The organism is Ideonella sp. sgz306126 (assembly GCF_056032705.1).
Window position 1 is genome coordinate 51,685 of the sequence record NZ_JBVYWP010000004.1, and the last position, 23,152, is coordinate 74,836.

Annotated in this window: 20 protein-coding genes and 2 tRNA genes; 13 read left to right on the forward strand and 9 right to left on the reverse strand. The window is 69.0% G+C overall.

The window, feature by feature from the left end; translation table 11 throughout:
* Nucleotides 1–141: 141 nt before the first annotated feature.
* Nucleotides 142–1,743 carry a bifunctional aminoglycoside phosphotransferase/ATP-binding protein gene (locus AC0N04_RS12720; protein WP_474282181.1) on the forward strand — a complete coding sequence of 534 codons (1,602 nt, stop codon included), beginning with the start codon at nt 142–144 and terminating at the stop codon, nt 1,741–1,743.
* 15 nt (nt 1,744–1,758) lie between these two features.
* Here AC0N04_RS12720 and AC0N04_RS12725 read toward each other — a convergent pair whose 3' ends face one another.
* Nucleotides 1,759–2,304: a helix-turn-helix transcriptional regulator gene (locus AC0N04_RS12725; RefSeq protein ID WP_474282183.1), complete on the reverse strand. Its 546-nt coding sequence runs from the start codon at nt 2,302–2,304 to the stop codon at nt 1,759–1,761.
* Between the two features lie 162 nt (nt 2,305–2,466).
* On the opposite strand from AC0N04_RS12725, the gene AC0N04_RS12730 reads away from it, so the two are divergent.
* From AC0N04_RS12730 to AC0N04_RS12740, 3 genes are all read left to right on the forward strand, one after another.
* On the forward strand, nt 2,467–3,168 hold the full coding sequence (locus tag AC0N04_RS12730) for a CoA transferase subunit A (protein ID WP_474282185.1): 702 nt from the start codon (nt 2,467–2,469) through the stop codon (nt 3,166–3,168).
* A 37-nt stretch (nt 3,169–3,205) separates the two neighbouring features.
* Nucleotides 3,206–3,844 carry a CoA transferase subunit B gene (locus AC0N04_RS12735; RefSeq protein ID WP_474282187.1) on the forward strand — a complete coding sequence of 213 codons (639 nt, stop codon included), beginning with the start codon at nt 3,206–3,208 and terminating at the stop codon, nt 3,842–3,844.
* 160 nt (nt 3,845–4,004) lie between these two features.
* A complete protein-coding gene (locus tag AC0N04_RS12740; RefSeq protein WP_474283062.1) occupies nt 4,005–5,849 on the forward strand; it encodes a gamma-glutamyltransferase family protein in 1,845 nt (614 codons plus the stop codon).
* A gap of 68 nt (nt 5,850–5,917) precedes the next feature.
* Here AC0N04_RS12740 and AC0N04_RS12745 read toward each other — a convergent pair whose 3' ends face one another.
* On the reverse strand, nt 5,918–6,961 hold the full coding sequence (locus tag AC0N04_RS12745; RefSeq protein WP_474282189.1) for a quinone-dependent dihydroorotate dehydrogenase: 1,044 nt from the start codon (nt 6,959–6,961) through the stop codon (nt 5,918–5,920).
* Between the two features lie 83 nt (nt 6,962–7,044).
* On the opposite strand from AC0N04_RS12745, the gene rpiA reads away from it, so the two are divergent.
* Nucleotides 7,045–7,707, forward strand: coding sequence for a ribose-5-phosphate isomerase RpiA (gene rpiA / locus AC0N04_RS12750; RefSeq protein ID WP_474282191.1), 663 nt, complete (start codon nt 7,045–7,047; stop codon nt 7,705–7,707).
* Nucleotides 7,708–7,802: 95 nt separating this feature from the next.
* Nucleotides 7,803–7,991 (forward strand): hypothetical protein, encoded by a 189-nt coding sequence (locus AC0N04_RS12755; protein ID WP_474282193.1) that lies wholly within the window; start codon nt 7,803–7,805, stop codon nt 7,989–7,991.
* Nucleotides 7,992–8,014: 23 nt separating this feature from the next.
* Here the strand turns inward: AC0N04_RS12755 and mnmC are convergent, their stop codons facing one another.
* The 4 genes from mnmC to earP all read right to left on the reverse strand — a co-directional run bounded on the left by mnmC (nt 8,015) and on the right by earP (nt 12,826).
* Nucleotides 8,015–10,012: a bifunctional tRNA (5-methylaminomethyl-2-thiouridine)(34)-methyltransferase MnmC2/FAD-dependent 5-carboxymethylaminomethyl-2-thiouridine(34) oxidoreductase MnmC1 gene (gene mnmC, locus AC0N04_RS12760; RefSeq protein ID WP_474282195.1), complete on the reverse strand. Its 1,998-nt coding sequence runs from the start codon at nt 10,010–10,012 to the stop codon at nt 8,015–8,017.
* A complete protein-coding gene (locus tag AC0N04_RS12765; RefSeq protein ID WP_474282197.1) occupies nt 10,009–10,968 on the reverse strand; it encodes a heme-dependent oxidative N-demethylase subunit alpha family protein in 960 nt (319 codons plus the stop codon). The genes mnmC and AC0N04_RS12765 overlap by 4 nt, the downstream gene beginning before the upstream one ends.
* 67 nt (nt 10,969–11,035) lie before the next feature.
* A complete protein-coding gene (gene efp, locus AC0N04_RS12770; RefSeq protein WP_474282199.1) occupies nt 11,036–11,590 on the reverse strand; it encodes an elongation factor P in 555 nt (184 codons plus the stop codon).
* 162 nt (nt 11,591–11,752) lie between these two features.
* Nucleotides 11,753–12,826: an elongation factor P maturation arginine rhamnosyltransferase EarP gene (earP, locus tag AC0N04_RS12775; RefSeq protein WP_474282201.1), complete on the reverse strand. Its 1,074-nt coding sequence runs from the start codon at nt 12,824–12,826 to the stop codon at nt 11,753–11,755.
* Between the two features lie 34 nt (nt 12,827–12,860).
* On the opposite strand from earP, the gene uvrC reads away from it, so the two are divergent.
* The 7 genes from uvrC to AC0N04_RS12810 all read left to right on the forward strand — a co-directional run bounded on the left by uvrC (nt 12,861) and on the right by AC0N04_RS12810 (nt 18,906).
* The gene (uvrC, locus tag AC0N04_RS12780) at nt 12,861–14,882 is read left to right on the forward strand and encodes an excinuclease ABC subunit UvrC (RefSeq protein WP_474282203.1); all 2,022 of its coding nucleotides are present in this window, start codon (nt 12,861–12,863) and stop codon (nt 14,880–14,882) included.
* Nucleotides 14,869–15,408 (forward strand): hypothetical protein, encoded by a 540-nt coding sequence (locus AC0N04_RS12785; protein ID WP_474282205.1) that lies wholly within the window; start codon nt 14,869–14,871, stop codon nt 15,406–15,408. Before uvrC ends, AC0N04_RS12785 begins: the two co-directional genes overlap by 14 nt.
* Before the next feature lie 87 nt (nt 15,409–15,495).
* Nucleotides 15,496–16,062, forward strand: a complete 567-nt coding sequence (gene pgsA / locus AC0N04_RS12790; protein WP_474282207.1) for a CDP-diacylglycerol--glycerol-3-phosphate 3-phosphatidyltransferase — start codon at nt 15,496–15,498, stop codon at nt 16,060–16,062.
* Between the two features lie 330 nt (nt 16,063–16,392).
* Nucleotides 16,393–16,665 carry an HU family DNA-binding protein gene (locus AC0N04_RS12795; RefSeq protein WP_474282209.1) on the forward strand — a complete coding sequence of 91 codons (273 nt, stop codon included), beginning with the start codon at nt 16,393–16,395 and terminating at the stop codon, nt 16,663–16,665.
* 6 nt (nt 16,666–16,671) lie between these two features.
* Nucleotides 16,672–16,747: transfer RNA gene (locus AC0N04_RS12800), tRNA-Val, on the forward strand.
* A 122-nt stretch (nt 16,748–16,869) separates the two neighbouring features.
* Nucleotides 16,870–18,786: a SurA N-terminal domain-containing protein gene (locus tag AC0N04_RS12805; RefSeq protein WP_474282211.1), complete on the forward strand. Its 1,917-nt coding sequence runs from the start codon at nt 16,870–16,872 to the stop codon at nt 18,784–18,786.
* 44 nt (nt 18,787–18,830) lie between these two features.
* Nucleotides 18,831–18,906, forward strand: a tRNA-His gene (locus tag AC0N04_RS12810).
* 79 nt (nt 18,907–18,985) lie between these two features.
* Here the strand turns inward: AC0N04_RS12810 and AC0N04_RS12815 are convergent.
* The 3 genes from AC0N04_RS12815 to AC0N04_RS12825 all read right to left on the reverse strand — a co-directional run bounded on the left by AC0N04_RS12815 (nt 18,986) and on the right by AC0N04_RS12825 (nt 23,124).
* Complete coding sequence (locus tag AC0N04_RS12815; RefSeq protein WP_474282213.1) at nt 18,986–21,262, reverse strand: sensor histidine kinase; 2,277 nt, start codon at nt 21,260–21,262, stop codon at nt 18,986–18,988.
* Between the two features lie 22 nt (nt 21,263–21,284).
* Nucleotides 21,285–22,013, reverse strand: a complete 729-nt coding sequence (locus AC0N04_RS12820; protein WP_474282215.1) for a LuxR C-terminal-related transcriptional regulator — start codon at nt 22,011–22,013, stop codon at nt 21,285–21,287.
* A gap of 130 nt (nt 22,014–22,143) precedes the next feature.
* Entirely contained in the window at nt 22,144–23,124 is a 981-nt protein-coding gene (locus AC0N04_RS12825; RefSeq protein WP_474282217.1) for an NADPH:quinone oxidoreductase family protein, read from the reverse strand.
* Nucleotides 23,125–23,152 lie beyond the last annotated feature (28 nt).

The window sequence follows — 23,152 nt, forward strand, 5'->3', positions numbered from 1 at the left end:
ATTCCCGCGATGGGTGAGACGGGGTAACCCATCCGGGTAGGGTCGCCGTGGCACCCTGGCTGGACAGGGTACCGGAGCCGCAGGCGAGACGGCGGCGGTTCGGCATGGAATGATGTCGTTGCAGACGCAAAGGCCGAAACGATGAACGCATCCTACGACGCGGACCCCGGCGAGCTCGGCCCGGCCGATCAGGCGGCGATGGTGCGTGCGCTGCAGGTCGGTCTGGACGACGGCGAGATCCAGCGCATCGAGACCCACATCTCCGAGGTGCTGGTCGGCAGGACGCTGGCCTACAAGTTCAAGAAGGTGCTGGCCAACGACTTTCTCGACTTCCGTACCCTGGCCCGGCGCCGCCAGGCCTGCGCCGAGGAGTTGCGCTTGAATCGCCGCCTGGCCCCCGACCTGTACCTGGCCGTGGTGCCGGTGACCGGTTCGGTCGCCGCACCGGTGCTGAACGGGAGCGGTCCGGTTCTCGACTGGGCCGTGGCGATGCGCGCCTTCGACCGCCAGGGCCAGTGGGACCGGCTGGCCGAGCGCGGCGCATTGCGCGCCGGGCACATCGACGCGCTGGTCCCCCGGCTGGACGCGTTCTACCGTGGCGCTGCGCGGGCCGATCCCGCAGGCCGCCTCGGCCATCCGGCGCAGGTGCGCGCAGCGATGCAGGCCTGCCTGGACGACGTTCGCCGCCACCTGCCGCCCGCCGGTGCGACCGAGGCGCAGGCCGACCGGCTGGCCACCTGGGAGGCCGAGGCCTTCCGCCGGTGGGCGCCGGCGCTGGCCGAGCGCCTGCGCGACGGCCACGTGCGGGAGTGCCATGGCGATCTGCATCTGGGCAATATCGCGCAATGGCAGGGCGAGCCGATGGCCTTCGACGGCATCGAATTCAACGACGAGTTTCGGTGGATCGACGTGGCGAGCGATCTCGCGTTCCTGTCGATGGACTTGCGGGCGCACGGCCTGGCCGGACTGGCCCACCGCCTGCTCAATGCGTGGCTGGAGCGCAGCGGCGACTACGGCGCGGCGCGGGTGCTGCGCTACCACGAGGTGTATCGCGCACTGGTGCGGGCGCGGGTGGCCACGCTCCGTCTGGCTCAGGCCCGCCAGGCCGCCGATGCCGCGGTGGCACACGGCTACCTGGACCTGGCGGAGCGGCTCAGCCGGCCTCGCACGCCGGTGGTGCTGATCACCCATGGCTTCTCAGGCAGCGGCAAGACCACGCTGACCCAGGGCCTGGTGGAGACTGGCGGCCTCGTCCGCATCCGCTCCGACGTCGAGCGCAAGCGCCTGGCGGGCGTCGCACCGCTCGATCGTCCAACGGCGGCCGACCTCGCTCGACGCTATGGCGCACAGGCCCGCCAGGCCACCTATGCGCGGCTGCGCGACGCGGCGGACGCCGCGCTGGACGGCGGACATTCGGTGGTCCTGGATGCGACGTTTCTCGCGCGGGCCGAACGCGATGCGGTGCGCCAATGGGTGGATCGGCGGGGCCTGCGCTGGCGGATCCTGGACTTCCAGGTCGACGCCGACGTGCTGCGCCAGCGCGTCGAGCGCCGGGCGCGGCGCGGCGACGACGCCTCGGATGCCGATCTGCCGGTGCTCGAAGCCCAGCTGCGGCAGGCCGAAGCGCTGGGGCCCGACGAGTTGCCGCAGGTCGTGGCCTGCCATGCCGCGCAGGATGCCGACGGCGGGTGGGTGCTGGCCGAACAGGCCGCGTTGCTGGCGTGGCTCGACCCAGGTGCCTGAACGACCCGGGCCGACTCAGCCGGTCAATAGCCGGTGCACCAGCTCGGTCGTGCTGGCGGCCCCGGTCTTGCGCATCAGCCGCGTCCGGTAGACATCGACGGTGCGCGGGCTGATGCCCAGCTTGCGGCCGATCTGCTTGCTGGTGTCGCCCTCGATCAGCAGCGCCGCGATTTCGCGCTCGCGGGCGGTGAAATCGACCTTCAGAACGCGCCGGGCCGACAGATCCTCGAAGCTCCAGATGCCGGCGGCATGCGGGTCGCCCGCGTCGAGCGCCCGGCCGGAGACGTGGCACCAGAACAGGTCGCCGCCGAAGCGCTTCATCACGCGGTCGTCGGCGTAACGGCCATCGGTTCCCAGGCTGGCGGCGATGCGGGCGCCGGTACGCTCGTACTCGGCCAGGCTGGGGTAGAGGATCTCGAAGGACTGGCCGACCAGCTGGTCGCGCTGGGCGCCGAACATCGCCAGCACCTGCTGGTTGCAGTCCACCATCAGCCGCCGGCGCGACAGCACCAGGCCGATCGGCGCCAGGTCGAAGGCGGTGCGGTAATCGAGATCGAGCATGCGAGTGGTGGGGCAAAGGGGGCGGTCCCGGGTCGCCGCGGCGGACCGTCCGCGAGCGCGGGCGGGCGCTCTCGAAAGGCCTTAGTCAAATGTACGTAACGACGGGCCGAGGGGGCCGTAGTACCCTGCGATCCCATCCGAACAAGCCCGGAGGCTTTGCGAATGAACAAGATCTACCCGAGCGCTGCGGCAGCGCTGCACGGCATTGTGCGCGATGGCCAGATGCTGGCCGTGGGCGGTTTCGGCCTGTGTGGCATTCCCGAGGCGCTGATCGACGCGTTGCAGGCGACCGGGGTCAAGGACCTGACGGTGGTGTCGAACAACGCCGGCGTCGACGGCTTCGGCCTGGGCAAGCTGCTCGCGACGCGGCAGATCAGCAAGATGATCTCCAGCTACGTCGGTGAGAACAAGGAGTTCGAGCGCCAGTATCTGGCGGGCGAACTGGCGCTGGATTTCACGCCCCAAGGCACCTTGGCCGAGAAGCTGCGCGCAGGCGGCGCCGGCATTCCGGCGTTCTTCACCAAGACCGGCGTGGGCACCATCGTGGCCGACGGCAAGGAATTGCGCGAGTTCGATGGCGAGACCTACGTGATGGAGCGTTCGCTGGTGCCCGATGTGTCTCTGGTCAAGGCCTACCTGGCCGACAAGAGCGGCAACCTGCAGTTCCGCCGCACGGCGCGCAACTTCAACCCCAACGTGGCGATGGCCGGGCGCATCACGGTGGTCGAGGTCGAGAAGATCGTCGAGACCGGCGAGCTCGATCCGGACCAGGTGCATCTGCCCGGCATCTTCGTGCACCGCATCGTGCTCAACACGACGCCGGAAAAGCGCATCGAGCAACGTACGACCCGCAAGGCCGCCTGACCCGGCCGGACCGCGCAAAGGCACAAGGAGAATCGAGATGGCATGGACCCGCGATGAAATGGCCGCCCGCGCCGCCAAGGAGCTGCAGGATGGCTACTACGTGAACCTGGGCATCGGCCTGCCGACCTTGGTGGCCAACCACGTGCCGTCCGGCATGGAGGTGTGGCTGCAGAGCGAGAACGGCCTGCTGGGCATCGGCCCGTTCCCGACCGACGACCAGGTCGATGCCGACCTGATCAACGCCGGCAAGCAGACTGTCACGACGCTGCCCGGCAGCAGCATCTTCAGCAGCGCGGACAGCTTCGGCATGATCCGCGGCGGCAAGATCAACCTGGCCATCCTGGGCGCGATGCAGGTCAGCGAGAAGGGCGACCTGGCGAACTGGATGATTCCCGGCAAGATGGTCAAAGGCATGGGCGGCGCGATGGATCTGGTCGCCGGCGTGAAGAACGTCGTCGTGCTGATGGAGCATGTCGCCACCAAGAAGGATGGCAGCACCGACCTGAAGATCCTGCCGAGCTGCAGCCTGCCGTTGACCGGCGTCGGCGTGGTCGACCGCATCATCACCGACCTGTGCGTGCTCGACGTCACGCCGCATGGGCTGAAGCTCGTGGAACTGGCGCCGGGCGTCAGCTTCGAGGAAGTCCAGTCCAAGACGGGCGTCGCGCTGCATTGATGGACGCCTTGCGTTGGCGCGGCTCGGTCGTGCCGTTTTGGCGCGGATAGCCGAAGATGCTGCCGAGCGCATGGTCCACCGCGCGCCTGCGCGTTCGCGACGCGACGCTGCAGGACGCAAGTCGGTGAGCGTCGCGCCGTGGCGGGCGCGCCGCAAGGCGATGGCCGCGTGCTCGCGGCCGGTTCGATGGATGGGCCTGCTGGCTTCGACGCTGCTGCTGGCGGCCTGTCAGACGGGTCCGTCGCTCGCCACGGCGCCATCGCCCGCGGTTGTGCTGGCCCAACCCGAAGCCGCCAGCGGCTGGCAGGCCAAGGTCGGGCGGAACTTTGCGCACCAGGCGATCGCGGCGGCCAACCCGCTGGCGGCGCAAGCCGGCCTGCGCATGCTGCGCGAGGGCGGCTCGGCGCTGGATGCGGCGATTGCCGCGCAGATGGTGCTGGCGCTGGTTGAACCGCAGTCCAGCGGCTTGGGCGGCGGCGCGCTGCTGATGCTGTGGGACGGCTCGTCGCTGCAGGCCTGGGATGGCCGGGAGACCGCGCCCGCGGCGGCCACGCCAGCTTTGTTCCTTCACCCCGATGGCACGCCGATGGGGTTCGAAGAGGCGAAGGTGGGCGGACGCTCGGTGGGGGTGCCCGGCGTCGTGCGCATGCTGGAAGCGGCGCACCGCCAGCACGGCCGGCTGCCCTGGGCGCATTTGTTCGAGCCGGCGATCGCGCTGGCCACCCAGGGCTTCGCGGTCAGTCCGCGCCTGCACGGCCTGCTCGACGGGGCGACGGCGCTGCGCGCCAATCCCGCGGCGCGGCGCTATTTCTACCAGCCGGCCGCTGCCGGTGCGCTGCCCCAACCCTGGCCGGTCGGGCACCGCTTGCGCAACCCGGCGCTGGCCGAGGTGCTGAGGCGCATCGCACGCGACGGCTCGGCCGCCTTCTACCAGGGCCCGGTGGCCGCGGCCATCGTGGAGCAGGTGCGGGGCTTTCCCGCGAACCCGGGGGGGATGAGTGCCGCCGACCTGTCGAGCTATCGTCCGGTGCGGCGCGAGGCGCTTTGTGCCGACTGGCACGAGCGCTGGCGCATCTGCGGTTTTCCGCCGCCCTCGTCGGGACAACTGACGATGATGCAGATCCTGGGTCTGCTGGACGCTCTGCCGGCACCAGGCGCCGCCGCGCCCACCCAGCGAACCGTGGAGCGCCTGCGCCGCTACCTCGAGGCCTCGCGGCTGGCCTTTGCCGACCGCGCGCGGTACATCGCGGATCCGGCGTTCGTCGCTGCGCCGGGCGGCGATTGGAGCAGCTTGCTCGCGCCGGCCTACCTGCGCCAGCGTGCCGCCTTGATCGGGCCGCTCAGCAGCGGGATCGCGCTGCCGGGTGTGCCGGCGCCGCTGCGCGCCGCGTGGGCATCCGAGCTGCCGCAGCCCGAGCACGGCACCAGCCACCTGAGCGTGGTCGATGCCCATGGACAGGGGCTGGCGATGACCACCACCATCGAGGGGGCCTTCGGTTCGACGCTGTTGTGCGACGGCGGTACCGGCCTGCCCGGCGGCTTCCTGTTGAACAACGAGTTGACCGATTTCTCGTTCGAGCCGGCCGATCCCCAGGGCCGGCCGGTGGCCAACCGGGTCGAGCCCGGCAAGCGCCCGCGGTCGAGCATGAGCCCGACGCTGATCTTCGACCGGCCGAGCGGGCGGCTGATGATGAGCCTGGGCTCGCCTGGGGGCGCGGCGATCATCCATTTCACGGCCAAGGCGGTGCTGGGCCTGCTGCGCGACGGCCTCGGCCCGCAGCAGGCAGTGGATTTGCCGAACCTGGCCAATTTGAACACCCGCGTCACCTGGGTCGAGCCCGGCCGATTTCCGGCCGCGGTGCTGCAGGGGCTGCGCGAGCGTGGCGAGGTGATCGAGGAGGAGCCCTTGACCAGCGGCCTGCAGGCCTTGTCTTGGGACGAGACCACCCAGCGCTGGCAGGGCGGGGCCGATCCGCGGCGAGAAGGCGTGGTGCTGGGCGATTGACCGCGCTGCCGGCCGCGTGAGGTCGTGGACTCCGCGCTGGCGGGGCAGCGGCCGGGGTCAGCGCGGGGTCAGCGCATCGCGCGCAGAGCCTCGGCCGCTTCGGGCACCAGCGCCGGACCCCGGTAGATCAGGCCGGTGTAGATCTGGACCAGGTCGGCGCCGGCCGCCCGCTTGGACTGCGCATCGGCGCCGCTGAGCACCCCGCCCACGCCGATGATGGCGACGCCGGACCCGAGTTCGGCGCGCAGCGCACGGATCACGCGGTTGCTGGCCTCCAGCACCGGGGCGCCGGACAGGCCCCCGGCTTCGTCGCCATGGGGCAGGCCTTGGACCGCGTCGCGGGCCAGGGTGGTGTTGGTGGCGATCACGCCGTCCAGGCCGTGGCGCGCCACGGTGGCGGCGATCTCGCGCACCTGGTCGGCATCCAGGTCGGGAGCGATCTTCAGGAACATCGGCACGGATCTGCCGTGCAAGCGGGCCAGGGCCTGCCTGCGTTCGACCAGGGCGCCCAGCAGCGCGTCGAGCGCTGCGTCGCTTTGCAGCGCGCGCAGGTTCTTGGTGTTCGGGCTGGAGATGTTGACGCTGACGTAGTCGGCGTGCGGATAGACGCCGTCCAGGCACAACAGGTAATCGTCCACCGCGCGGTCGATCGGCGTGACCGCGTTCTTGCCGATGTTCAGGCCCAGGATGCCGCCGTGGCGCCGAAAGCTGTGGGCACGCTGGACATGAGCCAGGAAGGCGGCCAGGCCCTCGTTGTTGAAGCCCAGCCGGTTGATCAGCGCGTTCTTCTGCGGCAGGCGGAACATGCGCGGTTTGGGGTTGCCGGGCTGGGCCAGCGGCGTGACCGTGCCGACCTCGATGAAGCCGAAGCCCATGGCGCCCAGGCCGTCGACGCAGCGGCCGTTCTTGTCCAGCCCGGCGGCCAGCCCGATGCGGTTGGGAAACGTCAGTCCGGCGACCTTGACCGGGTCGGCGACGCGGGTCTGCGCCCACAGGCATTGCGCCGGCGTGTTCTGCAAGCGGGCGATGCTGTTCAGCGTCAGCTCGTGGGCGGCTTCGGGGTCCAGGCCGAACAGGAAGGGGCGGGTGAGGGCGTAGGGAATCAGGGCCATGGCATCGGAGAAAGAGCGTGGCCGCGATTGTCTCAGGCGCGCGCCGGCGGGCGATGGTCAGCCGCAAGGCGATAATCAGCCGCATGACGCAAGACGAACTCAAGGCCCTGGTCGGGCAGGCCGCGCTGGCCCATGTGGTGCCCGGGACGGTGGTGGGCGTGGGCACCGGCTCGACGGTGAACTGTTTCATCGATGCCCTGGCGACGATGAAGGCGCAGATCGCGGGTGCCGTGTCGAGTTCGGTCAAGAGCACCGAGCGGCTTCGGGCGCACGGCATCCGGGTGCTGGAGGCCAACGAGGTGGAGTCGATCCCGGTCTACATCGATGGCGCGGACGAGATCGATTCGCAAGGCTGCATGATCAAGGGCGGCGGCGCGGCCTTGACGCGCGAGAAGATCGTCGCCGATCTGGCCAGGACCTTCGTCTGCATCGCCGACGAATCGAAGCAGGTCGAGACGCTCGGCGCGTTTCCGCTGCCGGTGGAGGTCATTCCGATGGCCGCCGCCCAGGTGGCACGGCGCTTCGCCAGCGCCTACGGCGGCACGGCCACCGTGCGCGACGGCGTGGTGACCGACAACGGCAACCTGATTCTCGATGTCCGCGGTCTGAAGATCCGCGAGCCGCTGGCGATGGAGACCGAGATCAACCAGTGGCCTGGCGTGGTCACGGTGGGCATCTTCGCCCGCCATCGCGCCGGCCTGTGCCTGCTGGGCACGGCCCAGGGCGTCAAGACGCTGCGCTTCTGAACGGTCCACCCGGCCTCGGGTGTATCGTCCAAGTCCTGCCGGCGGCGTTCGCGTTGCCGTGCGCTGCACTCACTCTCTTTGCAAAGGAGGCCTCCGTGGCCACTCCCAACTATTCCTACGAAAAACGTCAGCGCGAACTGGCCAAGAAGAAAAAGAAGGAGGAGAAGGCGGCGCGCAAGGCGGCGGGGTTGCCTGCGCTGCCCGACGAACCCGAGCAGGCCGGTGAGCACGCCGAACCCGGCTCGGCAGAAGGCACGTCGCAGGGCAGCGCACCGGGCGCCTGATCCTTCCTGCGGCCGCGGTGGGCTCAGCGCCGCGTGCGCTCGGCGCGCCGGAACTGCCGCGACACGAAGCGCGCCGGGTCGATCGCATCGAGCAGGCTGGCGGGCAGCGGCACCGGCGCCCCGGTGATCCAGGCCGCCAGCACCTCCCCCAGCAGCGGCGCCAGCGTGATGCCGCGCGAGCCCAGCGCGGACAGCACGTACAAACCCGATTGGCGGGGCACCTGACGCGGTTGCTCCAGCCGCTGCAAGCCCGCCATCTGCGAGCGGCTCAGCGGGACCGGGCCGACGACGGGCAAGCGGTCGTCGCAGGACAGACGCCACCCGACCCGGCCGCTCAGCAAGGCCAGTTCCTGAAGACCCAAGGAGACCGCGGCACCGGTCAATTCGGTGATCTGGCGCAAGTTCCGATCATGGTCTTGCGCGCGCACCGCGCCCTCGTCGTCGTCGATCTGCGAGGTGGCGCCGCACAGCAGTCCGCCGCCGAGTGACGGCGGCAGGCTCAGCAGGTAGCCGCCGCTGGCCAGCGGGCAGGACGGCCGCGGCAAGCCGGCGCTCGCGACCAGGGCCGGCGGCAGCACGGTGATCTGTCCGCGGCGGCGCTGAAGCGGCCACAGGTCGACCTCCGTCCACGGCGCCAGCAGGCGCGGCAGATCATGGGCGCAGGCCAGGACGACCAGATCGGCCTCGGCGATCACTTCGTCGCAGGCACCGAGGGCCTGCCAACAGCCCATGTCGTCGCGCACCAGGCGCTCCACCGCCTGACGAGTCCGAACCGTCACGCCGGGCGTCGACAGCCACGCCCGTACCAGGGCCGGCGGGCTGACCCAGCCGCCACCGGGATAGAACCAGGGGTCGCTCGTCAGCGTCACCCCGGCGAGCGCCTCGGCCTGCTCCCTCGGCAGGCGCTGGACGTAATCGGCCGGCAGCGCCTGACGCGCCAGCAGATCCTGCATCGCGCCGTCGTCGTCCGATGCACCGCGCAGCAGGCCGCTGACGGCGCCGGGCACCGCGGCATCGGCAGTCAGGGGCGCCAGAAGTTGTTGCGCCCGCCGTGCTGCGGCGCGCAGCAACTGGGCGTGGGCGCCGTCGTTCGGATGCACCACGCCGTGGAACAGGCCGGCCGGATTGCCCGAGGTTTCGCCGGCGACCTGCGCGTGCCGCTCCAGCACCTGCACGCTCAGCCCTTGGGCCGCCAGGGCCCGCGCCGCAGCGGCACCCGCCAGGCCGGCGCCGATCACCAGCGCGCTGCGTGGCCGCGGATGCGCCTGGCGCCCCGGCGGTGCCGGCAGGCGCGGACGAGCCTGCTCCGGTGCCGGCAGGCGGGCCTCGATGCGATCGCGCTTGCTGCCCAGGCCCGGCTTGCGCAGCACCTCGAAGCCCGCGGTGGTCAAGCCGTCGCGAACCGCCCGCGCCACGCTCCAGGTTGCCGCAGTGGCGCCGGCGGCGGCGAGCCGGCCGATGCTGCGGAACAGCCGCGGATCCCACATCGCCGGGTTGCGCGCGGGGGCGAAGCCGTCGAGATAAAAGGCATCGACCTGGGCCACCAGTTCCGCGGGCCAGATCGCCACATCGCCCAGCGCCAGCAGCAGCCGCACGCGGCCTTGGTCGAACTCCAGCGTGTGCAGGTCGGGGGTCAGCGCAGGCCATTGGGCCACCAGCGCGGCGGCCAGTTCGGGCTGTTCGGCCGCGGCATGGACGCGCTGCAGGTCGGCGCGCCGCAGCGGATGCTTTTCGATCGCGAGATAGACCAGTTGGCCGCAGCGCCGGGGGTCCTCGCGCCAGGCCGACCAGGTGGCCAGGAAGTTGTTGCCCAGCCCGAAGCCGGTTTCGAGCACGACGAAGCGGGCCCGCTGCTGCCACCGCTGGGGCAGGCCGTTGCCGCCGAGGAACACTTGTCGTGCCTGGGCCAGGGCGCCGGCCTCGGCATGGTAGACGTCGCCATACGCGGGCGACCAAGGGGTTCCCGGGTGGTCCGGATGGTCCCAGGCCAGTTCGGCCGCCTGCAGCGGGGCAGTCTTCATGCCGATCGGCCGAGGACGGTGGCGCGCTGGGCCAGCCAGTCGAGCAAGGCATCGCGCGGTGCCGCCAGGTCGCGGTAGTTCAGCACGGCCGGGCTCATGCTGGCCAGGGCCGCGTGCACGGCGGTGGCCTGCCCGGTGGACACGATGGCCTCGACCAGCGGACGGCAGTCCACCCGGATCGTGAACACCGCCTGGCCATGCCCGGGCACCGGAAGAAAGGTCTGGCGCTCGGTGCGCCAGAACGTCGACGCGACCAGCGACGCCGGGTCGCCGGCCGTGGGCCAGGCGCTCGGTGCGACGCGCGCCGGGTGGGCATCCAGGGCCGCGCGGTGGGTCAGGCTCCAGACGAAGCGTTCCCAGCGTTGCGGGGCGGTGACCAGGCGCATCAGGTGCTCTCCGGCGCTCAACAGCAGGGCGTTGTCGGCGACCGGGGCATGGATCTCGGCGAAGCCGCGGCCGACCTTGTCCTGCGGCGACCAGTGCGAGGGCAGGCAGACGGCGAGCCAGGGTACGCTGGCGTCGGCGCCGTCGACGACCGCGAAGTCCTCGGCGAAGGCCAGCGACAGCAAGCCGGCGCGGCGCCACGCCGGGGGCAGGCCCTGCAGGCAGGAACCCACGGCCGCCAGGGCCGCCGTGTCGCCGCTGACGCCGCCATCGGCAGCGACCGCCCAGCCCAACGCGATCGCATGCCACGCGCCGTCGGGGCGGATCGCGAAGTGCCTGGGGTGTTCGGCGCCCGCCCGGGTCGCCAGCACGGCCAGCGCGGCTGCGGCGTCGAAGCCGGGGCGCTGCATCAGCGCCTGGTCGGCGGCGGTGTTCAGCACCGCCAGTTTCTCGTGCAGGTGGCGCGCGTCGCGCCGGTTCGGCGTCAGGTGCGGGCTGCCAGGTGTCAGTCGCCTCAGGCCGGGCTGCATCCTGAACGGAGCGCGAACCGCGTGGTCGAAATCGAAGCTCATGGGCGAGAAGAGGCGCCGGGCACAAAAAAGGCACCCGAAGGTGCCGATGATGCCGTGAAAGCGGCGCTCAGACGCGCTTGCGGTATTCGTGCGTGCGAGTGTCGATTTCGATCTTGTCGCCGTTTTCAACGAAGATGGGCACCGAGATCTCGAAGCCGGTGCCGACGATCTTGGCCGGCTTCAGGACCTTGCCCGAGGTGTCGCCCTTGACGGCAGGATCGGTCTCGATTTCGCGCACGACGGTGGTGGGCAGTTCGACCGAGATGGCCTTGCCGTCGTAGAACACCACTTCGACGGTCATGCCGTCTTCGAGGTAGTTCAGCGCGTCGCCCATGTTCTCGGCTTCGATCTCGAACTGGTTGTAGTCGGCGTCCATGAAGGCATACATGGGGTCGGCGAAGTACGAGTAGGTGCAGTCCTTCTTGTCGAGGATGACCAGGTCCATCTTGTCGTCGGCCTTGAAGACCACTTCGGCGCCGGCGCCGTTGAGCAGGTTCTTCATCTTGATGCGGACGGTGGCAGCACCACGGCCGCCGCGGCTGTATTCGGTCTTCAGCACGACCATCGGGTCCTTGCCTTGCATGATCACGTTGCCGGCGCGGAGTTCCTGAGCGAGTTTCATGGTGAGATTCCAGAGTCGGAAGGGGCGGGCGTGGTCGAGCACGCGCTGCCCGGGGTGTTTGGCGGCAAGGCCGCCGGAGGCTGACAGCGGTTGGTCCGTTGGGCCGGGCACCGAGGGCCTCGGTGCCGATGCTGCGGGCCAATTTCTGCAAAGCCTTGAATTTTAACGCTTTTCGATGACGAAATCGAGCAGTTGACTGACCAGATCAGCCTGGACGAGCAAGGCGTCACGCCAGCGCTCGGCGTGGCTTTGCCATTCCACCAGGTCGGGCAGCCGGTCCGGGGCCGTCGCGCCCAGCCCATTCCAGGCCTGCATCCAGGCGCGCACCGCCCGGCCCAGGCTGGAGGGGGCGTCGGCCAGATGGCGGGCAAGGAAGGCTTCCAGCTTGGCGGCATGCACGCCGTCGTGCTGCGGATAGATCTGCCACAGCATCGGCCGGCCGGCCCACTGCGCGCGCACGAACGAATCCTCGCCGCGCACGAGGTTCAGATCGCAGGCGCGCAACAGCCGGTCGTAGGCTGCCTGGCTCAGCCAGGGCAGGGCGTGGCTGCGCAGACCGCGTGGCAGGGTCTGGTCCTGCAGGGCCTCGGTGGCCGCACCGGGCGTGGTCAGCAGCAGCGTCGGCACGCCGCGCAACGACGACAGCAGCGCCGCCAGCGGCACACCGGGGTAGCAGAAGACGCTGACGCAGCGTTCACCCGGCTGGCGCTGAACGCCCAGCGAGGCCAGGGCCGCCTGGCTGTCGAGCGACGCCAGCCTGTCGATCAAGCCCGGCTCGCGCAGCAGGCCTCCAGTGGCGGGCGTGAACCCCGGGTAGAAGAACCATTTCACGAGGCCACGCCCCGGGCCGCTGTTCTGCGGCGAGGCCAGGCGGTGGCTGCGCTCGACATAGGCTTCGGCGCTGAGGTATTCCAGGTTGATCCAGACCGGCGGCCGCGGCCGGGCGGCCATGCGGGCGACGAAGTCGGCCGGCGGGTCGCAGCCAAATGCCTCGACCACCACGTCGGCCGGCGCCAGCGCGGGAGGGGCGGCCGTCCAGTCGATCCGCTCGACGCCGGCATGGCCCGCCGGCGCCATCCACGCCAGCGCCGATGCGTCGTCGACCCACAGCCGCACCTGCTGGCCACGATCGGCCAGTCCGCAAGCCAGTCGCCAGCACACGCCCAGGTCGCCGTGGTTGTCGATCACGCGGCAGAAGACATCCCAGCGAAGCGGTGGGGGAAGGGGTTCGACCATCCGGCGATTATCGAAGCGGCACAATGCCCAGCCGATGGCCTCGCCCGAAACCACCCCGCCCGATGCGGCCGCCGCCGCCGATGCAGCCGACCCGCAGCAGTTGGCAGCAGCCGCCCGCGCCGCGCGCGAGCGGCTGTGGGCCGAGGTGGCGGCGCTGCCCGGGCTGCCGGGCGTCTACCGCTACTTCGATGCGCAGGGCACGGTGCTCTACGTGGGCAAGGCGCGGGACCTGAAGAAGCGTGTCAGCAGCTATTTTCAGAAGGACCTGGGCGGTACCCGCATCGGCCTGATGGTGTCGCGCATCGTGCGCATGGAAACCACGGTGGTACGCACCGAGGCCGAAGCCCTTCTGCTCGAAAACAACCTGATCAAGGCGTTGAACCCGAAGTTCAACATCCTGTTCCGAGACGACAAGAGCTACCCCTACCTGAAGCTGGTCAGCCACCGCTTTCCGCGGGTGGCCTACTACCGCGGGGCGGTCGATCGCACCCATCGCTATTTCGGGCCGTACCCGGGCGCCAACGCGGTGCGCGAGGCGATCGTGCTGATCCAGAAGGTGTTCCGCCTTCGCACCTGCGAGGACACGGTGTTCAACAACCGCTCGCGTCCCTGCCTGCTGTACCAGATCCGGCGCTGCTCGGGGCCGTGCGTCGGATTGATCTCGCCCGACGACTATGCCCGCGACGTGGCCGCCGCCGAGCGCTTTCTGAAAGGCGAGCAGCGCGAGGTGCTGGAGGACCTGCAGCGCCAGATGATGGCCCACGCCGAGGTGCTGGCGTACGAGCAGGCGGCCGAGGTGCGCAACCGCATCTCGGCGCTGGCCGCGGTGCAGCACCAGCAGTCGGTCGACGAGAGCAGCCTGTCGAGCGCCGGGCGCGAGGTGGACATCCTGGCGGTCAAGGTGGCCGGCGGGCGGGCCTGCGTGAACCTGGCCATGGTGAGAGGGGGGCGCCATCTCGGTGACCGCGCCTTCTTTCCGGTCCATGTGGACGACGCCACCGCGGTGGCACTGGACGACGACGCCGTGCCTGCCGATCGGTCCGGCGAGGCGGCCGAGGCGGATCGTCTGGCAGGCGCCGAACGGCAGGTGCTGCAGGCGTTCATCGCCCAGCATTACCTGCAGACGCCGCCGCCGCCCCTGCTGCTCACCAGCCATCCGGTGGATGCCGAACTGTTGCAGGCGCTCGCGGAGCAGACCGGGGTCAAGGTCAGCGCCCAGCACCAACCTCGCGAACAGCGCCGGATCTGGCTGGAGATGGCGATCACCGGATGCGAGCTGGCGCTGGCGCGCCTGTTGGCCGAAGAAGGCTCGCAGCGCGAGCGCACCCGAGCGCTGGTCGACGTCCTGGACCTGGCGGTGGAGGATCTGGATACCTTTCGTGTCGAATGTTTCGACATCAGCCACACGGCTGGCGAGGCCACCCAGGCATCCTGCGTGGTGTTCCAGGACCACAAGATGCAGAACAGCGAATACCGGCGCTTCAACATTGATGGCGTCACCGGCGGAGACGACTATGCGGCGATGCGCCAGGTGCTGACCCGCCGCTACGCCAAGCTGGCGGAGTTGTCGGCCCAGCAAGGCGGTGCGTCCGGGAGCGGGCGGGCACGCCTGCCCGATGTGGTGCTGGTCGACGGCGGTCGGGGCCAGGTCAGCATGGCGCGGGGCGTGTTCGAGGACCTGGGATTGGATCCGTCGTTGATCGTGGGCGTCGAGAAGGGCTTGGGCCGCAAGGTGGGGCTGGAGGAGTTGGTCTTCGCCGACGGCCGCGAGAAGCTGACCTTGCCGCCGGATTCGGCGGCCTTGATGCTGGTCGCGCAGATCCGCGACGAGGCGCATCGCTTCGCGATCACCGGCATGCGGGCCCGGCGGGCCAGCGTGCGCACCGGGGGCAGCAAGCTCGAGGACATCGCCGGCATCGGGCCGAAGAAGCGGGCGCGGCTGTTGCAGCGTTTCGGCGGCGTGCGCGGCGTCGCGGCCGCCAGCGTCGACGACCTGGCCAGCGTCGACGGCATTTCCCGGGAATTGGCCATGGAGATCTACCGTGTCTTGCACTGAACCGAATCCGATGGCGGCCGTGGCGCCACCGTCCCGTGCCGCCGGGGCCTTGACGAGCCGGCGCGCCGGCCTGGCGCTGGCCGCCGCATGCGTGCTGGCCGGCTGCACCAGCAGCGCGGTGCGCACGTCCACCTCGGCGCCACCGCCGGCGGTGGGCGTGCTCACCCGTCCGTCGCCCAGTGCCGCGGCGCGGCCCGCCGCACGCAACTGGGAGGAGTACCGGCTTCGCGCCGCCCGGCAGATGGTGGCGGCCAATCCGCAGATGACTTACACCGGCGAAGTGCCCGAGCCCTTGTTGGCGATCCCGGTGATCGAGATCGAGTTGAAGGCAGACGGCAGCATTGCCCGGCTGCGGGTGCTGCGCCATCCCAGCCAGGCCGACGACACCACCGAGCTGGCACTGAATGCGATTCGGCGTGCAGCGCCCTTCGGCGACGTGACCCGGCTGCCCAAGCCGTGGAAGTTCAACGAAGTCTTTCTGTTCGACGACGACCGCCGCTTCAAGCCGAGAACGCTGGACCGGTGAGGGCGGCCGCTCGGGCCGGCGAGCACGCTGGCGCGGGCGATGTCGAATGGCGCCGGGGCCGCACGAATTCAGAGGCAGAATCGGCCCATGTTCCTCACCATTCCGACGCTGCTGACCTGGGCGCGCATCGTGGCCATCCCGCTGATCGTCGGGGTGTTCTATCTGCCGACCCCCGATGCCACGCGCAACCTCGTTGCCACGGTGCTGTTCGTGGTGGTGGCGCTGACCGACTGGCTCGATGGTTTCCTGGCGCGGCGATTGAATCAGAGTTCGGCGTTCGGCGCGTTCCTGGATCCGGTAGCTGACAAGTTCCTGGTCTGCGCGTCGCTGCTGATCCTGGTGCAGCTCGACCGGGTCAACGCCTTGATCGCGCTGGTCATCATCGGCCGCGAGATCGCCATTTCGGCCCTGCGGGAGTGGATGGCGCAGATCGGCGCATCGCGCAGCGTGGCCGTGCACATGCTGGGCAAGCTGAAGACGACGGTGCAGATGGTGGCCATCCCGTTCCTGCTGTACGACGGACGCCTGTTCTCCTGGATCGATACCCGGCTCTGGGGCACGGCCTTGATCATCGTCGCCTCGGTGCTGACGATCTGGTCGATGGTGTATTACCTTCAGAAGGCCTTGCCGGAAATTCGCGCGAAGGCGCGCTGAGCGTGGCCAGGCTGTGCGCCCGCGTGGCGCGGGCACGGAGTGCGATCGACCGACGGGTCCGGGCCAAGCCGGGGGCGCTTGGCCTCAGCGGCGGAGGCCCGTGGACTCCATCGTCGGCGCGTCATCGCAAGGGTGCGTCGCCGTTGACGAAACACGGGTTTCCAACCCTCTTGGCGATCATTGAAAGTGCCTAGAATCTGCTACTCTGCTTGACACTGCGGGAGCGGCCGGCTGTAATGAAATTTCGGCCCTGGCGGCACCCATGCGCCACCTGGCGCCCATCCACATCCCACCGCAACACCGAGTCCGATTGAGAGAGGGGGTATCTTCGTGAACAAATCAGAGCTGATCGAGCACATTGCCCATCAGGCCGACATCTCCAAGGCCGCCGCCACCCGCGCGCTGGAGGCCGTGATCGGCGGCGTCAAGACGACCTTGAAAAAGGGTGGCAGTGTCTCGATCGTCGGTTTCGGCACTTTTGCCGTGACCAAGCGTGCGGCCCGTACCGGCCGCAATCCGCGCACCGGCGCGGCCATCAAGATCAAGTCGGCCAAGGTGCCGAAATTCCGGCCTGGCAAGGGCCTGAAGGATGCGTTGAACTGATCTTTCGGGTGCTTAGCTCAGTTGGTAGAGCGGCGCCCTTACAAGGCGTAGGTCGGGGGTTCGAGCCCCTCAGCACCCACCATTCGCTGCCGTGCTCGGGGCATTGATTAGAATGCCGCGCGGTGTACGCAGCCCCCGACAAAGGCGAACTCCGGTTCGCCTTTGTCGTTTCTCGGGGCTGTCGCCGGTCCAGAAAGCTGATTCATGTTTGACTTCGTTCGCACGCACAACAAGCTCCTGCAAATCCTGCTGGTGTTGCTGGTCTTTCCGTCGTTCGTGTTCTTCGGCGTCCAGGGCTATTCGCGCTTCGTCGACGCCAGCGCCAAGACGGTGGCCAAGGTCGATGGCGTGGAGATCAATCAGACCGAGCTCGACGCCGCCAACCGCCAGCAGATCGAGCGCATGCGCGAGCAGATGCCCAATGTCGACATGAAGCTGATCGACACGCCCGAGATGAAGCGCCAGACGCTGGATGCCCTGATCCGCGAGCGGGTGCTGCTGACGGCCTCGGTGAAGGACCATCTGGTGACCACCGATCCGCGGCTGCAGCGCCTGTTCGCCACCGATCCTCAGTACGCTGTCGTGCGCAAGCCGGATGGCAGCGTCAACGCCGACATGCTCGCCGCCCAGGGCATGAGTTCGCAGCAATTTGCCGAGCAACTGCGCCAGCAGCTGTCGATGAATCAAGTCCTCGGAGGCATCAGCAATTCGAACCTCAACGGCCAGACGGTCGAGACCACCGCCATCGATGCGTTGCTGGAGCGGCGCGAGGTACAGATCCAGCGTTTCGACGCCAAGGACTACCTGAGCCAGGTGAATCCGACCGACGCCCAGGTTCAGGCCTACTACCAGGCGCACAGCGCGCAATTCCGCTCGCCTGAAAGCGCCACCATCGACTACGTGGTGCTCGACCTCGATGCGTTGAAGAAGCAGGTCACGGTCAGCGACGATGATCTGCGCAAGTACTACGAGGAAAACCAGAGCCGGTACACGACCCCTGAGGAGCGTCGTGCCAGCCACATCCTGATCAATGCGCCCAAGGACGAACCGGCCGCCGAGCGCGCCAAGGCGCGGGCCCGGGCCGAGGCGCTGCTGGCCGAGTTGCGCAAGAACCCGGACGCCTTCGCCGAGCTCGCGAAGAAGAACTCCCAGGACCCGGGTTCGGCGGCGAAGGGGGGGGACCTGGATTACTTCGGCCGCGGGGCCATGGTCAAGCCGTTCGAGGATGCGGCTTTCGCGATGAAGGTGGGCGAGATCAGCAAGGTCGTTGAATCCGACTTCGGCTTTCACATCATCAAGCTGACCGGCATTCGCGGCGGCGAGAAGAAGCCGTTCGAGGCCGTGCGTTCCGACATCCAGGACGAGGTCGCCAGGCAGCTCGCGCAGAAGCGCTATGCCGACGCAGCGGAACAGTTCACCAACATGGTGTACGAGCAATCGGACAGCCTCAAGCCGGTGATCGACAAGCTCAAGTTGACCCCGTTGACGGCCACCGTCCAGCGCACCCCTGCGCCGGGTGCGAAGGGTCCGCTGGCCTCGCCCAAGTTGCTGGCAGCCGTGTTCTCGAACGACGTCCTGAAGAACAAGCGCAACTCGGAGGCGGTCGAGACCGGCCCGAACCAGCTGGTGTCGGCGCGGCTCGAAAGCTACCAGCCCGAACGCTTGCTGCCGCTGGCGGACGTGCGCGCCCAGGTGCTTGAGAGCTTGCGCGCCGAGCAGGCCGCGGCGGCCGCGCGCCAGGCCGGGCAGGCTCGGGTGGCGCAACTGAAGAAGAATCCGTCCGACACGCTGGCGCCTGCGATCACCGTGTCGCGCGCGCAGGCTCAGGGCCTGCCGCGAGCGCTCCTCGGTGCGGTGTTGCAGGCCGACCTGAGCAAGCCCCCGGCGATCCTGGGCGTCGACCTCGGCTCGCAAGGCTTTGCGGTCGCCAAGGTGATGGGCGTGGTCGCGCGCGACGCTGCCGATCCCGATACGGCGCGTGCGCGTCCGTACATCGAGAAGGCCCTCGCCGAAGCGGAGTCGGCCGCGTTTTACGACGCGCTGAAAAAGCGCATGAAGGTCGAGATCAAGTCGGCAGCGCTGGCGGCGGGCGCCGATGCAGCCTCTGGTGCAGACAAGTAAGATCTAAAAGCCTCGTTTCGAGGCTATAATCTTTGGCTTCGGTGGTGGCTGTAGCTCAGTTGGTAGAGTCCCAGATTGTGATTCTGGTCGTCGTGGGTTCGAGTCCCATCAGCCACCCCACCCGATGATGACAAAGGCCTGCATTCGCAGGCCTTTGTGCTTTTGCCACCCGTGTCAGCGCGGTGCTGCCGCGGCTCTCTCAGGCGGGCGGGTGCAGTTGGGGAATCGAAACCTGGCAGACGATGCCGACGGGATCGCGTTCACGCCATTCGACCGAGCCGCCCATCAGTTTGACGCGCTTGCGGATGCCGCCCAGGCCCAGCCCGTGGGACCATTTGACGGGGTTTCGGCCGACGCCGTCATCGCTCAGTTCGATCGTGAACTCGCCTGCGCGCAGCACGCTGGTGATGGTCACGTGCGTGGCGCGCGAATGCGAAATCGCATTGCTGACCAGCTCGCGCAGGATGCGGGTCAGCGAGGACCACTGCACCATGCTCAGCGTGATGTCGACGTCGTAGTCGGTTTTCCATTCCAGGTCGCAATGCACCGCGGCCAGGCGCTGCGTGATGTCGGTCTTCCACTCCGCGGCAGCCAGTGTCAGCGGGTGATTCTTGGCCGCCAGTCCGCGGGTGAGCGTTTTCAGGTCCTGCAAGGTGTGGCGGACATAGTCTTCCATTTCCTTGCTGGGCGACTTGTACATCAGCGTCAGCAACCGTGCGCCGATGTCGTCATGCAGGTCCTGCGCGATGCGCACCCGCTCCTCGGTACGGCCGCGCTCGACGGCGCGGTCATGGGCCAGCGCCCGCATCAACTGCTCGACGATGCGGTCCGCCAGTCGCGCGTCTTCCGGCGTGAACAGGCGCTTGCCGCGCTCGGCAAAGCGCAGCGCCACCATGCCGTCGACGGTGGGCGCATCGACCAGATTGGGCATCGGGACGAGCAGGGTCGCGCCGTTGCCGGTGACCCGGCTGTGGGGGCCTCGCTCGCCGGTGCGCAGGGTTTCTAGCGGCTCGAACACGTTCTGCAGCAGTTCGGTCATCCGTTCGCCGGCGCGCTCGGGTCGGGCCTCGACTTCGCGTGCGATGCGGTAGAGGTGTTCGAACATGCGCTCGGTGGTGAGTGCCCGCGCGCCCATCATCTGGGTCACCAGCCACTGCCGAATCGCTGCATAGGCGCCCAGCGCCAGGAACAGCGACAGCGTCAGCGAGGTGAATTGACTGAACGAGAACACGGCCACGAACAGCAGGTCGACCGACGTGGCCACCGTGCTGATGCCGGCGAGCATGGCGAACTCGCGCATCACATACTGCGAGCGCGCGATGAAGGGCACCAGCAGCACGACCGAAGCCAGGAACACGCTCCAGATCACCGGGCCGGCGAGCGCGATCGGCTGCACCTCGGGCGGCATGTGCTGCATCATCGACACGGCGGTCGTCAACAAGGCCAGCGCGGCGACGGTCACCAGGCAGAATCGTCGCATCACGACCGCAAACGGGTGAACCTGGGTCCGGTAGTACCAGCTCAGCATGCCGACGCACAGCAGGCCCTCGCCCAGCAGAAGCGACTGGCTCCACCACCAGTCGTCGATCAGCCCGGGGCGCAGGGACAACAGGCCGTAGGCCGCAGTGGCCCCCCAGGCCAGCAGCGCGACCCAGCGGCGAATCGGCAGGCGGGTCGGATGCCACGCCGACGCGGTCACGATTGCCGCGCCGGTCAGCGCGTCCAGCAGCGTGCGCAGTTCCGGCTCGCTCGACACCAGCAAGGTCGGAAGGGCCAGCGCGGGCACCGAGGCCACCGCCGACAGCAGCAACTGGGCGGCCTGGGCGTGGGCCATGACCGCGTAGAGCAGGTTCCGACTTTGTGGTTGTACCAGCGGGACGATCCAGCCGACCAGGTACAGCACCATCGCGAAGGCGCACATCAGCCAGAACATCGAGCCGAGGCCGGCATAGCCGCGAGGCGGAGCCGGCACGTCGACACGCCTGCCGTCGCTGAAATAGAGGCTGACCTCTCCCTCGGACAGTGCCTGGGCGGCGAGCTGATGGGCTCGATCCAATCGCTCGCGGGTGGCGTTGTCGGCGATCCAGCGGGTCGAGTGGGATAACGCGATCACATCGAAAGGCGCTTGCTGGCCTTCGCGATTGCCGACGGCCACCAGTTCGCGGCCGAGATAGTCCTTGAGCTCCGGCATCGGCGAGTAGGCCAGTTCCAGATGCCCTGCGGCCGCAGGACGCCAGTCCACCGGCAGGTTGGGATTGTTGGCCATCACCCTGGCCAGCAGGAAGACGGTCAGGCAGCCGATCACCGCCGCCACCAACAGGGCGCGGCGGCGCCATCCGATGCGCGGCGTCGCGCCGGCCAATCCGCTGGAGGTCGCGTCAGCGTCCGTGGCGTCCCAACCCGCCTCGTGCGGGCTGGTGGACGGGCCAGCGTTCAGGGCCGAGCCCCAGGAGGTGTCGGACTGCTCGATGTGCATGCTCGATCGGGCAGTCTCCGGCTCAGACCAGTCCCTGCTTGCTCGCCAGCACGGCAGCTTCCGCCCGGCTGGAGACGTTCAGCTTGCGGTAGATCGCCTTGATGTGGTCGTTGACGGTGAACCACTTGATGCCCATCAGGTTGGCGATTTCCTTGATCGTGAAGCCCTTGCTGAGGTAGGTCAGCACTTCGATCTCACGTGGCGTCAGGTGAGGCAGGTCCAACGGCTTCTCGATCGGCACCGGCGGCTTGCTGGTGGTCTGCGTCGACATGCCGGCCGGTGGCTGCGGCGCCTGGGTGCCGGGACTGAGCCGGAAGTGGGTCAACAGGCGGCGCGCGATGGCGGGCGACAGCGGCGGCTGTCCGAGCACGATCTTGCGCAACTCCTCCACCAGCACCTCGAAGCGGTCTTCCTTGAGCAGGTAGCCGTCGGCGCCGCACTGCAGCGCCGGGAAGAGGTGATCGTCATCGGAGTACAGCGTGGTCACCACCTTGGTGGCCGGGTACTGCGCCAGCTCGGACAGGAACTCCAGGCCGTTGCCGTCGGGCAGCTCCAGGTCGACCAGCATCAGCTTGAAGGGGTCGGTGCCATGCATGCCACCCGGACCGGTGAGCGACACCTGCTTGCGCGCGGTTTCGAGGTCGCCGGCCTCGGTGATGCTGATCGGGTCGCTGAAGCTTTCTCGCAGCACCCGCGACAGGAAGTCCCGGGCGACCGGGTTGTCTTCGAGGATGAGCACTTTGACCGACATGTTGACGCCTCCCACGACTTTGTCCGGCCAGGCCGAACTTATTTCTGATGCTAGCAGGCCGATGGTCTCTGCGGCGGCTCCAGCATAGGGAGTTTGCCGGCGTGTTGCTGGCCTGAGCCGGGCCGCTGACTCAGGCCGGGTTGACCATCACCAGCTTGCCGAGGACATCGCGCTTGGTAATCCGCGCATAGGCTTGCGGCAATTCGCTCATGGGCAGCAGCGTGTCGATCACCGGCTTGATCCGCCCTTGCGCATACCAGCCCGCCAGTTCGGCCAGGGCGGCCGCGCTGGCCTGGGGTTCGCGGCGCACGAAGTCACCCCAGAACACGCCGACCACCGAGGCGCCCTTCAGCAGCGGCAGATTGAAAGGCAGCGCCGGAATGCCGCCGGCGGCAAATCCGACGACCAGGTACCGCCCGCGCCACGCCAGCGAGCGGAAGGCCGGCTCGGCCAGGTCGCCGCCGACCGGGTCATAGACCACATCGGGGCCGCGGCCCTGGGTCAAGGCCTTGAGGGATTCGCGCAGGTTCTCGCGGCTGTAGTTGATCGTGGCGTCGGCACCGATGTCGCGGCAGATGTCGCACTTGGCGTCGGTCGACGCGGCGGCGATGACCCGTGCCCCGGCAGCCTTGGCAATCTGCACGGCGGCCGTGCCGACGCCGCCTGCGGCGCCCAGCACCAGCACCGTCTCTCCGGCGGCGAGGGCGCCGCGGTCGATCAGCGCGTGGTGGGAGGTGCCGTAGGTGAAGGCGAAGGCAGCCGCGTCCTCCATCCGGAACCCGGGCGGCAGCGGCAGCAACTGCGTCGCCTTGACGCAGGCATGGGTGCCGAAGCCTCCGGTGCCGGCGATGGCCGCCACGGCGTCGCCGGGTTTGAACCGGGTGACGTCGGCGCCGACGGCCTCAACATGGCCCGCGAACTCGGCGCCGGGCACGAAGGGCAGCGCCGGCTTGAACTGGTACAGCCCCTGGGTGATCAGCAGATCGGGAAAGTTCAGGCTCGCCGCGCGAATGGCGATTCGCACCTCGTCGGGCTGGGGCTCAGGCGTCGGGGCTTGCTTCCAGACCAGCGCGGACGGGCCGTCGTGGGATTCGCAGTACCAGGCGTGCATGGGTGTCTCCTTGGCGTGCCGATGCCGG

Excerpts from the sequence above, each read along its gene's own strand:
- AC0N04_RS12720 (WP_474282181.1), top strand. The coding sequence starts at position 142 with ATGAACGCATCCTACGACGCGGACCCCGGCGAGCTCGGCCCGGCCGAT.
- AC0N04_RS12725 (WP_474282183.1), bottom strand. The coding sequence starts at position 2,304 with ATGCTCGATCTCGATTACCGCACCGCCTTCGACCTGGCGCCGATCGGC.
- AC0N04_RS12730 (WP_474282185.1), top strand. The coding sequence starts at position 2,467 with ATGAACAAGATCTACCCGAGCGCTGCGGCAGCGCTGCACGGCATTGTG.
- AC0N04_RS12735 (WP_474282187.1), top strand. The coding sequence starts at position 3,206 with ATGGCATGGACCCGCGATGAAATGGCCGCCCGCGCCGCCAAGGAGCTG.
- AC0N04_RS12740 (WP_474283062.1), top strand. The coding sequence starts at position 4,005 with ATGGCCGCGTGCTCGCGGCCGGTTCGATGGATGGGCCTGCTGGCTTCG.
- AC0N04_RS12745 (WP_474282189.1), bottom strand. The coding sequence starts at position 6,961 with ATGGCCCTGATTCCCTACGCCCTCACCCGCCCCTTCCTGTTCGGCCTG.
- rpiA (WP_474282191.1), top strand. The coding sequence starts at position 7,045 with ATGACGCAAGACGAACTCAAGGCCCTGGTCGGGCAGGCCGCGCTGGCC.
- mnmC (WP_474282195.1), bottom strand. The coding sequence starts at position 10,012 with ATGAAGACTGCCCCGCTGCAGGCGGCCGAACTGGCCTGGGACCATCCG.
- AC0N04_RS12765 (WP_474282197.1), bottom strand. The coding sequence starts at position 10,968 with ATGAGCTTCGATTTCGACCACGCGGTTCGCGCTCCGTTCAGGATGCAG.
- efp (WP_474282199.1), bottom strand. The coding sequence starts at position 11,590 with ATGAAACTCGCTCAGGAACTCCGCGCCGGCAACGTGATCATGCAAGGC.
- earP (WP_474282201.1), bottom strand. The coding sequence starts at position 12,826 with ATGGTCGAACCCCTTCCCCCACCGCTTCGCTGGGATGTCTTCTGCCGC.
- uvrC (WP_474282203.1), top strand. The coding sequence starts at position 12,861 with ATGGCCTCGCCCGAAACCACCCCGCCCGATGCGGCCGCCGCCGCCGAT.
- pgsA (WP_474282207.1), top strand. The coding sequence starts at position 15,496 with ATGTTCCTCACCATTCCGACGCTGCTGACCTGGGCGCGCATCGTGGCC.
- AC0N04_RS12805 (WP_474282211.1), top strand. The coding sequence starts at position 16,870 with ATGTTTGACTTCGTTCGCACGCACAACAAGCTCCTGCAAATCCTGCTG.
- AC0N04_RS12815 (WP_474282213.1), bottom strand. The coding sequence starts at position 21,262 with ATGCACATCGAGCAGTCCGACACCTCCTGGGGCTCGGCCCTGAACGCT.
- AC0N04_RS12820 (WP_474282215.1), bottom strand. The coding sequence starts at position 22,013 with ATGTCGGTCAAAGTGCTCATCCTCGAAGACAACCCGGTCGCCCGGGAC.
- AC0N04_RS12825 (WP_474282217.1), bottom strand. The coding sequence starts at position 23,124 with ATGCACGCCTGGTACTGCGAATCCCACGACGGCCCGTCCGCGCTGGTC.